This is a genomic window from Porphyromonas bennonis DSM 23058 = JCM 16335, assembly GCF_000375645.1.
GTDB classification, from domain to species: Bacteria; Bacteroidota; Bacteroidia; order Bacteroidales; family Porphyromonadaceae; genus Porphyromonas_A; species Porphyromonas_A bennonis.
Map to the genome: position 1 here is coordinate 1 of NZ_AQWR01000045.1, position 14,159 is coordinate 14,159.

Below are 14,159 nucleotides of genomic sequence, written 5' to 3' on the forward strand. Positions count from 1 at the left end.
GGCTATTGGACGAGTCGGACGTTCTGCCAAATATACTAGGCTCTGACAGCATACCGGCATCCGCAAGGATGCCCGTTCCATAGGCATCGGTCGAGGCACGAAGTGCCGAAGACCGATGTATAAGNGTACGCATTAGGCCTCGACCCCTTGCGGGTCNCCGGNAAAGAGGATTTCTGCTCGGCGACCCGCAAGGGGTCGAGGGGGTAGGGACGGGTCTCTGTACATCGGTCACCGCTTCGCGGATGACCGATGCCTATGGAGCGAGCACCCTTCGGGTGCCTCACGGATGAGCCCCCTTGGTCTATGATTACCCCAATGCTCAAATGCGTCACCCCTGGTGGGAGACCGGAGGCTTTTTCTACTTTTCAGAAAAAGGGGGTAACTTTACCCTCCGAGACAAGACTATGAGCAAGCTGACGCAATACATCGAGCTGACACTGGGGGAGCAGAGCAAGTTTGCCCTCCCGGGGCTGGGGACGTTCCGTATCGACCGTCTGCCGGCGCGCCTCGACCGAGCCAAGGGACTGATCTACCCGCCGAGGAAGCAGGTTCGCTTCAATTCCGGCAACGCCGCCGATGACGGCATCCTCCGCCGACTTTACCTATCCGGCGAGGGAAGCCCCGAGGAGCAGGCGCTCGCTGCCGGGGAGCGTCTTCGGGCCGATATTGCCGAGCTGTCTGAGAGACTGGAGACCGGCGCCCCGGTCACCATCGGACACCTCGGGATGCTGATACGAGATCCGTGGCAGAGCGGTAAGATCACCTTCCGCAGCGATGGCGGGGCGCGGGGATTTGACCTCCCGGCGGTGACGCTGATGATGCGCGATGGAGCGGTCCCGGAGGAGAGGAAGGAGATCCCCCTTTACTCCACCACAGAGCAGCCGGCGCCACCGGCGGAGCCAATCCTTGACGAGCCGGTGCAGACCGAAGAAGTCTCCACGCCGACCGAGACACCGACGCCGCCCATCGAGCCGAGGAATCCCGAGCCACATCACACACAGAGTAAGAGCAAGGCGGTACAGATCATCATCGGCTGCCTGATCGGGCTCGTCCTACTCGGTGGGATCATTCTCCTAATCACTCGAGGCGGTAAGCCCACCTCTCACCCGAAGCCCGTCCCCACGGAGCAGGCGACGAAAGCAGTGGAGCAGGCGAAGCCGGTCGTCGAGACCCCCGAGGAGTCCGTCGCCAAGCCGGCTGAGCCGAAGCGAGAGACCTATGAGGGACTGCCGATCTACCGGCAGGGGGAGATCACTCCGCGGCACTACATCATCATCGCCAGTCTGATGACTGACAGGGAGATGGAGAATTACCTCAAGTCGCACAAGCTCCTCGAGACCTTCCCCGACGCCGGCATCCTGATGATGCGTAACGGTCAGCGACGGATCTTCTCCCACGCACTGGAGGACTCGGATCGCGCAGTGGAGCAGATGAGAGAGGTGCGGAAGGAGAGGGAGTACAGTCAGTCCTGGATCTATCTTGATAAATAAATACAGCGTATGAATAGGCAGGTATTAGCGACGATCGCCGTGATACTGGGTCTCCTCGGAGCGCTCTACTACATCTACGAGATGGTGACGGGACCGGCACCCTGGCACGACCACATCTATATGGTGGCACTCTTTGCCCTGATCTCCGTATTCAGCTATCCCAACGCCTGCTATGGCTCCCCCGGCGAGATCCACTCGCTCTACCTGCTCGACCGAGCGTGGCGCGAGGTGGCAGCCGGCTACATCGTTATCGGAGTGCTGCTGGTGGTGAGTCTCATCCTCCACTGCACGCAGTCACTCGACTACCTCCGGGAGGAGCTGGCGTCACTCCTTGTCCTCGCCGCCTTTGCCGGCAGCACCTACTACCGCTACCGCAAGCAGCGCAAGCGCCTTAGGTAACTCCACACAAAAAAAAGAGCCCCCCGCAAGTTTCGTACTTGCGGGGGGCTCTTGTAAAGGCTCCTTAGATCAGAGGTAGCGACCCTCACTGAGACTGTGCTCGGGAGTCTCTCCGAAGGGGAAGTACCAGAGGTCATCCAGTGCCTCCTGCTCGGTGATGCCGGCGGCGTCGCTCAGCTTCTCCACCAGGAGCCTCTCCTCAGGTTTCAGCTTGGAGAGGTCGTGCGTATTGGTCGAGAGGTACTCACCGGCGTTGGCAAAGACAACGAAGGGGATCCCCTTCAGGTTGATGTCCACCACATCTGTAGCTCGCTGCTTGGGCGTCATACCGTAGAAGGGCGACGGACGACCGCCCTCGCCGCTAAACTTGCTGGATCTCGCATGGAGGAGTGTCAGCTGTAGCTCGAATCGGATCTCTGTCACGGGGAACTCCATAAAGCCCTTCAGCCCGATCGGATTAGAGATGCCGGTGTACTTTGCCCCGTCGTATAGCGACTTATCCCAAGGGTTGGTATCGAAGTAGTAGTAATACATGTATTGGTAGTCACCGTCGGTAAATTTCATAGTCGGGTCGCCAAACTCTGTGGAGCGAATGTTGCGGGCGGTGAAGAAGAACTGGTGTCGCTTGTCCTCGCCATTGGTGGCAAATTGACCCGTGATCTCCTTCCCCTCCTTATCGTACATCTTGATGAGGAGGCCATACTGGCGGTTGGCGAGACCAGCTTGATCTTCGGCGATGAAGGTCTGATCAGTCCAGTCCCTCTTGGCCGGATCGATGATCGTGGAGAGGTCTGGAGACTTCACGCCCTCCTTGCCGCCCTGAACGATGAAGCGGTCGACTCCCTTGGGCGAGATCTGCCACCCCTTGCCGGGAACCTCCTCGAGGATCATCACCTGCTCGCGCGTCAGGTACTTCACGCCCTTCTGCTCAGGCGTGGCGTGCACCTTATTGCCGTGGAAGTGGCAGTCGAAGAGGATCAGCTCGATCTTCTTCGGGTCGTCGTGATTCTTATTCTGTACCTCGTCGACAGGGGTACTGGGCTTGCAAGCTGCGAGACCAAGAGTCAGGAGCAGCAGGGAGATAAGCGTTGTGTAGATAGTTTTCTTCATGATATCAAAAGTGATAGGTCACGGCCAGTCGCACATCCCGACCGAGGTCGTGTGCGTAGTACCGCGAGAGATTAGTGTATTCCTTATATTCCTTATTCAGCAGATTGGAGACGGAGAGTGCGATGCTGAGCGACTGCTCTCCGGAGAGCGGGATCATCGTCCCCGCCTCGAGTCCGAGGAGATGGTAAGCCGGCGGAGCGTAAGGGATCAGATCCTGATCGGGATCAAATCGCCGCTGCTTGGCCACATACTTATGCGACAGCCTGATCGTGGTCTCCCGCCAGAGGGGGAGCTTCACGTCGATCGTCTGAGTGAGGCGAAACGGGGGGATGAAGGGGAGATACCGCCCGGTGGAGCGCTCGTTGCCGAGGACGATGCCCCCCAGCACCCGGTACGAGATTCGGTCGGTGAGCGACCAGCGGACCTCCGCATCCACACCGCGGAGAAAGGCGGAGGTACTACGGTAGCGGAAGAGCGGGTAGACGCCGCTGAGGACCGGGAAGAAGTCTCCCGTCGGAGCCTTGTAGATATACCCTCCGATCCACTGCAGATAGCCCTCGATCGATGCGCGAATGGCGCTCGAGGAGTAGTCGATGGCGGCAATCCACTTCAGCGCCCGCTCGCTACCCATCGTTTCATCCCCCTTGAGATAGAGCCCGCCGGCCGCATCCAGTCCCTCGCTCCAGAGCTCCGCCACATGGGGCGCCCGCCAGGCGCTGCCGAGCTGCGTCGTGAGAGCGAGGGAGGGAAGGAGGTGGTAGTGTGCCGCCGCCATGGCAGTGAGATTGAGATACCGCCGCTCACCCCCATAGGGACGGGAGTAGAGGTCGATGCCCTCGGCATTGAGGTAAAGGCCATCGATCCGCCCGCCCGCCTCGAGAGCCAGCCGCTCAGTCTGGTACTTCTGCACCCCGTAGAGCCCGCCCGAGAGGCGTACATAATTGGGGATCAGGGGAACCACTCCCGTACCGGGCTGATTGTAGTTATTGCTGTAGGTGACCCCGCTCCCCACTTCGCTCGACCAGGGACCATAGCTTTTCGACCAAGTGAAGTCGCCCTGAGCATTGTCGAGCGTCAGGCTCACACTCGGGATCGAGGAGCGATCCATACGGCGGAAGTGGTACTCCCGCTGACGGTCGCGCTGGTAGGCGAGGCAGAGGGCGAGGGTGCCAAGGTGGTCGCTGTGATACTCCCCCCGCAGGCGGAGGTTGTGATGGACCGATCGGTGACGGGGGAAGGCTATGGAGCGAGAGAAAGGGGCAGTCTCCACCGGGCGTCCCAGTCGGATCCGCTCCTGCAGCTGGTCGACGCTGCCGAGCTGTGCACCGAAGTAGATCCCCTCGTCGTGGTCGCTCAGGTTATAAAAGAGCTCCACCAGCCCCTTCTCCCCCTTCCACCCGAGATTGAGGTCAAGGTCTCCAGCTCGAGAGCCGGTATTATTAAGGAGATATGTGGCGGTCGATCGATCCCCTGCATTGGCATACGCCGCCTGGAGACGGTAGGCAAAGGAGGGCAAAGGACTCCCGGCGAGCGCAAAGTCAGCTCCGAGGCTGCGACCATTAGAGCCATACTCCGCTCCGACCCGCCCGGTAGTTCGCTCGCCGTAGGGCAGCAGAGGGCTGTCCACGATGATCACCCCGCCAAGGGCATCGCTGCCGTAGCGAACCGACTCTGCCCCCTTGAGAACGGTGATCATACCGGCATGCCCAGCGTGGAGCCGGGTACCGAAGTCGACATTCCACTGCTGCGCCTCCTGCCGCACGCCGTTTCGGATGATCAGGATCCTATTCCCCGAGAGCCCGTGGATCACCGGCACTCCCTCGCCACTACCGGTGCCGATGCTGCTTACCCCCTTGACCATCGTCAGCGCATCGGTCAGGTCCTGCCGGATCGTCCGGTGGAGGTCATCGGAGGTGATCACCTCGCCGACCATCGTTCGCTCCTTGGGCGTCCGCTGTGCCACCACCTCGACAGCGCCCAGGAGTTCGCGCGCAGGATGCATATAAATGGTGGTATCCCTCAGGTTCGCCACCGGAATCGCGAAGGGATCATAGCCGACAAAACTGCCGACGAGCCGATCCCCCCTTTGTCCTGCATCCGTCGGGACAAGGGCGAGACCTGCGCCATCCGTGAGATAGGTGTGACGACCCAGCCGGAGGATCACGCCCGGCAGAGGCTGTCTGTCCTCGGCATCGAGGACGGTGACCCGCCACGACTGAGCCGCCGCTGACAGGGTCAGGAGCGTGAGCAGTGTCCCCAAGAGGGTACACCTCACGCCGTCATATAATAAGTGTGTCATTGGATTTCTCTCTACAGTACAACAAAGCCGACCGCTCCGGAGAGCGACCGACGCCAGGCGTTACAGTAGAGAGAAAGGAGGAGCACGGAGAGCCGGAAGAGTGACAGAAACCGAGCTAAGTGTCCGAGTCGGAGCCACGCAAAGCTCCACAGCAGGGGTCTGAGGTGCAGTGACCTCAGGAGTCCCCTCACCCTCGGCAAAAGTCTCGGAGAGAAAGTGGACGAAGAGACAGCCGGTGGTACTCGTCGCCGAGGTGTCGCAGAGACCGCTGACGTGATCGGGCGACGAGAGGTGGACCGGCAGCGTCACCGCCACCGAGCCAAAGACCGCCAGCATCACGCCGGCCAGCACCCTTATGAGTTGCTCTCTCTTCATTTCTCCGCAAAGATATAGAAAAACAGCCCAACATGCCTCCATCTATCTAAACTATTTAGGCATGGCGCATCTGAGATAATTTCCACTTTTCATCAGAAAGAAGCAGAAAAAGACATCAAGAGACTCTGTGAGACATTTGCTCCGTACGCAGGTGGTATTTTTGCACCACTAAAGCTTCTGAAAAAGTCAGACGTCAACCTACTGCCGGGGTGAGGACATACCTCTCCTGGACCACCATCCTCCATCGGTATTTCGGGCTCTTGGAGGCGCCCTATCGGGTGCTTCGTACACGTCTGTAGAATGATTCTCCGCACCACTCAGATGCATCACCCAGAGCGAGAGGAGTGGTGCTTTTGTGATTGGACGGAATTAGGGCTAAATTTGTAGTCCCATTATACTGAGTATCCTGTGCCGTGTACCATCGACCTTAGACGAGGATGACGCCAAGCGGCACATATATATATTGAGAGAAAAAGAATGATCGTATCGTACAACTTGCTCAAGAAGTATGTCGACCATGACCTCACAGCTGAGGAGGTCAGCGACATCCTGACATCAACCGGTCTGGAGTCAGACGGCGTGGAGACGCGCGAGTCGATCCGTGGCGGACTGCGCGGTCTCGTCATCGGTAAGGTGCTCACCTGCGTCCCGCACCCCAACTCTGACCACCTCCACATCACCACCGTGGATCTCGGTAGCAAGTACAGCCCGGACGGACCCCTACAGATCGTCTGCGGTGCACCCAATGTAGCTGCCGGGCAGACTGTCGTGGTGGCCACCATCGGCTGCACGCTCTACGACGGGGAGGAGTCCTTTACGATCAAGAAGAGCCGTATGCGCGGTGAGGACTCCTTCGGCATGATCTGCGCAGAGGATGAGATCGGGCTCGGAACCGCCCATGACGGGATCATGGTGCTGCCGGACGACATCCCCGCCGGGACCGAGGCGGCCGACTACTTCGGCGTACACTCCGATCAGGTGATCACGATCGACATCACCCCCAATCGCGTCGACGGTACATCTCTCTACGGCGTGGCTCGCGACCTCTACGCTTACCTCCGCTCGCGCGGACTTCGTACGGCGCTCCATAAGCCTGAGGTGAGTGAGATAAAGGGGGAAGGGCACCCGGTGAGCCTACATATCGACGCCCCGGAGGCTGCTCCTCGCTATGCAGGAGTGGTCGTACGCGGGCTGAAGGTCGGTCCCTCGCCTAAGTGGCTTCGCGAAGCACTTGAGACGATGGGCGTCCACCCGGTGAATAATGTGGTTGATGCTGCCAACTTTGTCCTTATGGAGATCGGACAGCCGCTTCACACCTTTGACCTCGATAAGGTCAGGGGCGGCGAGGTGCACGTCCGGCTCGCTAAGGCGGGTGAGAAGCTCAACGCACTGGACGGCAAGGAGTACGAGCTGACGGAGAGGGATCTGGTGATCGCCGACGCCACCGACCCGATCTGCATCGCCGGCGTGATCGGTGGGAAGGACTCCGGCATCACTGAGGAGACGACCAATATGTTCCTCGAGTGTGCCACCTTCCACCCAACGTACGTGCGCAAGACCGCCCGCCGGCACGGACTCAATACAGATGCCTCCTTCCGCTACGAGAGGGGACTGGATCCCAATGAGATCCCCTACGCCCTCCGCCGCGCCGTGGACCTGATCACCGAGGTGGCAGGGGGCGAGGTGGCGAGTGCCATCTACGACGAGTACCCCGATCCCGTAGGTCCCTACAAGATCGACCTCTCGTGGAAGCGCCTCTATGGTCTGATCGGCTTCGAGATCGACAAGGCTCAGGTGCGTAATATCCTCGAGTCGCTTCTGATCACCATCACCGGTGAGGACGAGGAGGGGATCCACGTGGAGGTGCCGCGCTATCGCTTCGACGTGACACACGATGTGGACCTGATCGAGGAGATCCTCCGCATCTACGGATACAATACCTATCAGGCACCGGACCAGCGACTGACGCTGACGATGGGCGCCCCCTCCTACCAGGATCAGAGCGTCCGCTACCAGCAGGTGATCAGCGAGCAATTGGTGGGAGCGGGATTCTTCGAGATCCTGAATAATTCCCTCTCCAAAGAGTCCTACTACAGCGATGAGGAGAGCAGCAAGCGGGCCGTCAGGGTGATGAATCCCCTCTCCGCCGATCTCTCCACCCTTCGTCAGACTTTGGTCCACGGCGGACTGGAGTCGATCGAGCGGAATCTGAATCGCAAGGCGACGAACATCCGATTCTTCGAGTTTGGCAACACTTACACCCGCATGGACGAGAGGGAGGAGAATCCGCTACGTGGCTTCCACGAGAGCTTTCGCCTCGGGCTCTGGATGACCGGGGATACCGACACCGGCAACTGGATCACCCCCGAGCGGGAGGTCTCTGTCTATGAACTGAAGGGAGTACTCGAGCAAATCCTGATCCGCATGGGCGTGAGCGCAGGAGAGATCAGCAGCGAGCAGAGGGAGGACGACCCGCTCTACGAGAAGTGTCAGGTACTCTCGCTGAAGGGCGGCGAGACCTTTGCCCGCTGGGGACTCCTCAACCGGGAGATGCTGACGACGATGCACGACATTGACGTGCCGGTCTACTTCGCTGAGATCAAGTGGGACATCCTGCTCCACCGCGTCCTCGGTCGACTGACCAAGGCGACGAGCATCCCCCGCTTCCCCTCCGTCAAGCGCGACTTCGCACTCCTCGTCGACAAGAGTGTCACCTTCGACACCATCAAGCAGGCGGCAGAGAAGGCGGAGCCCAAGCTGCTGAGGAGCGTCGAGCTCTTCGACGTATACGAGGATAAGACCCTGCCTGAGGGCAAGCGGTCGTATGCGGTCACCTTTGAGCTCCTCGACCCGGACAAGACGCTGAGCGATAAGGCGATCGAGAAAGCAATGAAGAAAATTTTCAACCAAATCGAGCACGCTACCGGAGCTACCCTCCGATAAAACGGTCGACTGAGACTATAGATACAGACAATCATGGGAAGAGCATTTGAGTACAGAAAAGCGCGTAAGATGAAGCGCTGGGGTAATATGGCCCGCACCTTTACCAAGCTGGGCAAGGAGATCACTATCGCGGCACGCGACGGCGGTCCCGATCCCGACACCAACCCCCGCCTGCGCGTACTCATCCAGACCTCCAAGAAGGAGAATATGCCCAAGGAGAATGTCCAGCGTGCGATCAAGAAGGCGACGGACAAGGATCAGGCGAATTATGAGATCGTGACGTACGAGGGCTATGCTCCGCACGGCATTGCGATCTTCGTGGAGACCATGACCGACAATACGACCCGCACGGTGGCCAATCTCAGGAGCTACTTCACTAAGTTCGGCGGAAGCCTCGGCGTGAATGGTAGTGTGGAGTTCCTCTTTGATCACAAGGTGGTCTTCACCGTCACGCCCAAGGAGGAGGGCAAGGAGTACGATCCCGAGGAGCTGCTCCTGGAGCTGATCGATGCCGGTGCAGAGGATGTCTCCAAGTCGGACGACGGCTATACGGTGACGGGAGACTTTGCCGTCAATGGCGACCTGCAGTCCGCACTCGAGGGTATGGACTTCGAGATCCAGTCGGCAGACTTCATTCGCGAGCCTAAGATGACGAAGGAGATCACTCCCGAGGAGCGCGAGGAGGTCAATACTCTGATCGACAAGATCGAGGACGACGATGATGTGCAAAACGTCTTCTCCGACATGGCGGAGGACGACAGCGAGGAGGAGTAAGTCTACACCCTGATATGAGCGAGGAGGAGATGGACAGAGAGACAGAGGATCGGACGGAGGAGAAAAAGCGGACAATGAGTGCAGGACGAGCCGTCGGGATCACGCTGCTAAACCTACTGGCAATGGTCGTCGTGGGGGCGCTTATCGTGGTGGGAGCACTCTATCTCCTCGATGTCTACACCCACCATGGAGAGGCGGTCAAGGTGCCGGATCTCTCCGGTATGACCCGGGAGGAGGCGATGAGTGCGGTCCGGCCTATGGATCTGGACCTCGAGATTGTCGACTCGATCTATACCGAGGGACTGGCTCCAGGAGTGATCCTAAGGACCTCTCCCGGTCCCGGATCGATCATCAAGAAGCATCGAACGATCTTCCTCACCACCAATACCACGACCGTGGAGCAGGTGGTGATGCCTGCCGTCTACGACACCTCCCGCCGCCGTGCCGAGGCGGCTCTCCGCTCAGCGGGATTCATCGACGTGACGGTCAAGATGGTCCCCGGACGGTACAATGACCTCGCCGTGGAAGTATCAGACCGCCAGACAGGCCGAGTGATCCAGCCGGGGACGAAGCTGCCATTCAATACTCCGCTCGTCCTGTCGATCACCTCCACCATCTCGCTCGACAGTCTCTACGATGCCGATACCACAGCTATAGATAGCGAGGTCGCCGAAGCCCTTGAGCGGATCGGTCAGACGGAGGAGCCCGATGGTGAGGATCTGCCGGAACTCTGAGAGACAGCCACACAGCACACACCTTACACCAGATGACCGAGAGAGACCTACCGACAGACACGGAGCCGGTAGACGAGGAGGATGAGGAGGTAGACCAGCTCTATGAGCACTACGCCATACGAGCGGATCAGGGGCAGGAGCCTCTGAGGGTCGACCGATTCCTCGTCAATATGATGCCGAAGATCTCCCGCAACCGTATCCAGCGGGCAGCCTCCTCCGGCTTCATCTTCGTCAACGGCGAACCGGTCAAGTCCAATTATAAGGTCAAGCCTCTCGACTGCGTCTCTATGCGACTGGAGCGTCCGCCGATGACCCTTGAGATCACTCCCCAGGAGATGCCTCTCGAGATCGTCTACGAGGATGACTGGCTCTTGGTGGTCAATAAGCCGGCCGGGCTGGTGGTCCACCCGGGGCACGGCAACTGGGACGGGACGCTCCTCAATGGGCTCGCCTGGTACCTGCGGAATAACCCCGACTTCGATGTCAACGATCCGGCGATAGGACTGGTCCACCGCATCGACAAAGACACCAGCGGACTCCTTGTGATCGCCAAGACGGCGGAGGTAAAGAGCTCACTTGGGAAGCAATTCTTCGACCACTCCACCCGACGCGAGTACGTGGCGGTGATCTGGGGACATATGGACCCGGCGGATGGCGTTCTGAGGAGCAATCTCGCTCGAGACCCGCGCGACCGGACGAGGATGGCCGCCTTCCCCTACGAGGGCGAAGTGGGCAAGACAGCCGTGACCCACTACGCCACGGAGGAGTACCTCGGCTACCTCAGCCAGGTACGGTGCCGCCTCGAGACGGGACGGACCCACCAGATCCGTGTCCACCTCTCGTATGAAGGTCACCCGCTCTTCAATGACGCTGTCTACGGTGGGGACCGGATCCTCCGAGGAAATCGCTTCGCCAGCTACAAGAAATTTGTGGAGAATGCCTTTGCTATCTGCCCGAGGCAGGCGCTGCATGCTCAGACACTGGGCTTCTTTCACCCCATACTCAAGCGACAGATGGACTTCTCGAGTACACTACCGCCCGATATGACCGCCCTGATCGAGAAGTGGCGGAAGTACGTCGACGACGGCAATGTGGAGAACCTCTGACCTTATCTTATCATGGATCAAGAAAAACTAAAGATTGCGCTCATCGCCGGCGGCTATAGTGGCGAGTACACCGTCTCCCTGTCAAGTCAGGAGGGACTGATGAAGTTTCTCTCCGACAGCCCGTACGAGATCTATCCGGTGCTGCTGAGACGTGACCACTGGACGGTGCTCGGTCTGGAGGGCGACCCGGAGATCGACAAGGGGGACTTCTCCTTCGTCCACCCCGAGACGGGACGCAAGGTCCGCTTCGACTTCGCCTACATCACCATCCACGGCACGCCGGGCGAGGACGGGCACCTGACCGGCTATCTCGACATGCTCCAGATCCCTTACTCCTGCTGCCCGACGCTGATCGGGGCACTCACCTTCGACAAGTACGTCTGCGCTCGCTACCTCTCCACCTTTGGGATCAAGATCGCCCCGGCTGTCCGGCTCACCAAATACGACAGGATCGACATTGACGATCTGCTCCGAGAGCCGGGTTTACCATGCTTCGTCAAGCCCAATAACGGCGGCTCCAGCATCGCCACGACGCACGTCACCGAGCGGGAGCAGCTGCAGCCGGCGATAGAGAAAGCCCTCGCCGAGAGCGGCGACGTGATGATCCAGTCACTCATCACCGGCACCGAGATCACCTGTGGCGCCTATGAGGACGCCGAGGGGATCCACATCCTGCCGATCACCGAGGTGGTGCCCAAGAGTGAGTTCTTCGACTACGATGCCAAGTACAATGGCGCCGTGGACGAGATCACGCCGGCCCGCATCCCTGAGGAGACGACAGCGCGTGTCAGGGAGCTGACCCACCAGATCTACCGTCACCTACGAGCTGCCGGCATCATCCGGGTCGACTACTTCATCGAGAGCGACGGCACGCCGGTGCTGCTGGAGGTCAATACCACCCCCGGCATGACCGCCACCAGCTTTATCCCCCAGCAGATCCGCGCCGCCGGACTCGCTCCAGGCAAGGTGCTGGAGGGGATCATCGACTTCCTCTACCAGCGGTCACGCCGTTAGCAGACGGTCATCACCAAGCCATCCAGGGTCACGTCTCACGCGAGGCGTGACCCTTTTTCATTTTTGATCTTATAAAAGAGGGCTGATGGACCACTTAAGTCGGACACTTTGGGTATATTTGCCATCGGTAAAGAAAGATTTTTAGTACTAATCCCTATAGACAATGAGAAGAATGGAAATTCAGAACGTACATGGTCGCGAGATCCTCGACTCTCGCGGCAACCCCACCGTAGAGGTAGAGGTAGAGCTGGAGTATGGCATCATCGGTCGCGCTTGCGTCCCCAGTGGTGCTTCCACGGGTGAGAACGAGGCTCTCGAGCTCCGCGACGGCGACAAGAAGCGCTACTGCGGCAAGGGCGTCCTCAAGGCGGTGGAGAATGTCAATACCAAGATCGCTCCCGAGCTGATCGGCATGGACGTCCTCGACCAGCGCGGCATCGACCAGAAGATGCTCGAGCTCGACGGTACCAAGACCAAGTCCAAGCTGGGAGCCAACGCCATCCTCGGCGTCTCCCTCGCTTGCGCTCGTGCTGCCGCCACTGCACTCGACCTGCCCCTCTACCGCTATATCGGCGGCACCAATACGTACGTCCTCCCGGTCCCGATGATGAATATCATCAATGGCGGTGCACACTCTGATGCGCCTATCGCCTTCCAGGAGTTTATGATCCGCCCCGTGGGTGCCGAGACTTTCCGTGAGGGTCTCCGCATGGGTACCGAGGTCTTCCACGCTCTCGCTAAGCTGCTCAAGAAGCGCGGTCTCTCCACCGCTGTCGGTGACGAGGGTGGCTTCGCCCCCAAGCTCGACGGCATCGAGGACGCCCTCGACTCCATCATCCTGGCTGTCAAGGACGCCGGCTACGAGCCTGGCAAGGACGTGCGCATCGCCATGGACTGCGCTGCATCTGAGTTTGCTGTACAGGAGGATGGCAAGTGGTACTACGACTACCGCCAGCTCAAGAGCGGTATGCCCAAGGACCCCAATGGCAAGAAGCTGACGGCCGAGGAGCAGATCGACTACCTCGAGCAGCTCATCTCCAAGTACCCCATCGACTCCATCGAGGATGGTCTGGATGAGAACGACTGGGAGAATTGGGTCAAGCTCACCGACCGCATCGGCGACCGCTGCCAGCTCGTGGGTGACGACCTCTTCGTGACCAACGTCGACTACCTCAAGAAGGGTATCGAGATGGGCGCTGCCAATTCGATCCTCATCAAGGTCAATCAGATCGGCACCCTCACCGAGACGCTCGACGCCATCGAGATGGCTCACCGCGCCGGCTACACCAGCGTCACCAGCCACCGCTCCGGTGAGACTGAGGACACCACCATCGCCGACATCGCCGTGGCCACCAATAGCGGTCAGATCAAGACCGGCTCTCTCAGCCGCACCGACCGCATCGCTAAGTACAATCAGCTGCTCCGCATCGAGGAGGAGCTGGGTGACAAGGCTCAGTACGGCTACTGCAGCGTAAGCCGCAAGAAGTAATCTCTCCCTCGAGAGAGCCCACAGGGGGCGACAGGTCAGACCGACTTGTCGCCCCCTTTTCTTTTCATCACCTCCCGAGACAGTCAGGTACAGTGGATCAAGACTCCCTAAAAAAGACCTTTGCAAAATGGTCTTTCGCCGAAAAAGCACCGCTTTTTCGGCAGGGACTTTGAAGAATACCCCAGATGCAAGGAACTGAGAGTGAGGACGAAGGGAGTGTTCTTACGCACATGACCAAGTCCTAATCTCGAAAGTGACGCCGCAGATGGGGTTTTATGCAAAGGTCCCTAAAAGAGATCCAAATGGTGGACCATGCCGCAGGGGTGACGCATTTGAGCCTTAAGGCAAAGAAGTGATAATCCCTGTCGCTGTGCAATCCTGTCGACTGATCCCAGCCATGCTGCTACCGCCTGCCGATCCCGCAGG

General features: G+C 59.4%; 11 protein-coding genes. 8 read left to right on the forward strand and 3 right to left on the reverse strand.

Going from position 1 to position 14,159, the window contains the following annotated elements:
• Positions 1 to 404 precede the first annotated feature (404 nt).
• On the forward strand, positions 405 to 1,490 hold the full coding sequence (locus B088_RS07100) for an HU domain-containing protein (protein ID WP_155802354.1): 1,086 nt from the start codon (positions 405 to 407) through the stop codon (positions 1,488 to 1,490).
• A gap of 9 nt (positions 1,491 to 1,499) precedes the next feature.
• The gene (locus tag B088_RS07105; RefSeq protein ID WP_018107727.1) at positions 1,500 to 1,889 is read left to right on the forward strand and encodes a hypothetical protein; all 390 of its coding nucleotides are present in this window, start codon (positions 1,500 to 1,502) and stop codon (positions 1,887 to 1,889) included.
• Positions 1,890 to 1,958: 69 nt separating this feature from the next.
• On the opposite strand, the gene B088_RS07110 is transcribed toward B088_RS07105, so the two are convergent.
• Genes B088_RS07110 through B088_RS07120 form a run of 3 tightly spaced genes read right to left on the reverse strand, consistent with a single transcriptional unit; the run spans position 1,959 to position 5,673 of the window.
• On the reverse strand, positions 1,959 to 2,999 hold the full coding sequence (locus B088_RS07110; RefSeq protein WP_018107728.1) for a hypothetical protein: 1,041 nt from the start codon (positions 2,997 to 2,999) through the stop codon (positions 1,959 to 1,961).
• A gap of 4 nt (positions 3,000 to 3,003) precedes the next feature.
• Complete coding sequence (locus B088_RS07115) at positions 3,004 to 5,298, reverse strand: TonB-dependent receptor (RefSeq protein WP_018107729.1); 2,295 nt, start codon at positions 5,296 to 5,298, stop codon at positions 3,004 to 3,006.
• A 60-nt stretch (positions 5,299 to 5,358) separates the two neighbouring features.
• Positions 5,359 to 5,673 carry a hypothetical protein gene (locus tag B088_RS07120; RefSeq protein WP_018107730.1) on the reverse strand — a complete coding sequence of 105 codons (315 nt, stop codon included), beginning with the start codon at positions 5,671 to 5,673 and terminating at the stop codon, positions 5,359 to 5,361.
• Between the two features lie 477 nt (positions 5,674 to 6,150).
• On the opposite strand from B088_RS07120, the gene pheT reads away from it, so the two are divergent.
• The 6 genes from pheT (at position 6,151) to eno (ending at position 13,733) form a co-directional block, all read left to right on the forward strand.
• Entirely contained in the window at positions 6,151 to 8,616 is a 2,466-nt protein-coding gene (gene pheT / locus B088_RS07125; RefSeq protein ID WP_018107731.1) for a phenylalanine--tRNA ligase subunit beta, read from the forward strand.
• Positions 8,617 to 8,649: 33 nt separating this feature from the next.
• Positions 8,650 to 9,390: a YebC/PmpR family DNA-binding transcriptional regulator gene (locus B088_RS07130; RefSeq protein WP_018107732.1), complete on the forward strand. Its 741-nt coding sequence runs from the start codon at positions 8,650 to 8,652 to the stop codon at positions 9,388 to 9,390.
• Positions 9,391 to 9,404: 14 nt separating this feature from the next.
• Positions 9,405 to 10,124, forward strand: a complete 720-nt coding sequence (locus tag B088_RS07135; RefSeq protein WP_018107733.1) for a PASTA domain-containing protein — start codon at positions 9,405 to 9,407, stop codon at positions 10,122 to 10,124.
• A 32-nt stretch (positions 10,125 to 10,156) separates the two neighbouring features.
• Positions 10,157 to 11,230 carry an RluA family pseudouridine synthase gene (locus B088_RS07140; RefSeq protein ID WP_018107734.1) on the forward strand — a complete coding sequence of 358 codons (1,074 nt, stop codon included), beginning with the start codon at positions 10,157 to 10,159 and terminating at the stop codon, positions 11,228 to 11,230.
• 12 nt (positions 11,231 to 11,242) lie between these two features.
• Positions 11,243 to 12,244 carry a D-alanine--D-alanine ligase gene (locus B088_RS07145; protein ID WP_018107735.1) on the forward strand — a complete coding sequence of 334 codons (1,002 nt, stop codon included), beginning with the start codon at positions 11,243 to 11,245 and terminating at the stop codon, positions 12,242 to 12,244.
• A 172-nt stretch (positions 12,245 to 12,416) separates the two neighbouring features.
• The gene (gene eno / locus B088_RS07150) at positions 12,417 to 13,733 is read left to right on the forward strand and encodes a phosphopyruvate hydratase (protein ID WP_018107736.1); all 1,317 of its coding nucleotides are present in this window, start codon (positions 12,417 to 12,419) and stop codon (positions 13,731 to 13,733) included.
• The last annotated feature ends 426 nt before the right edge of the window (positions 13,734 to 14,159 follow it).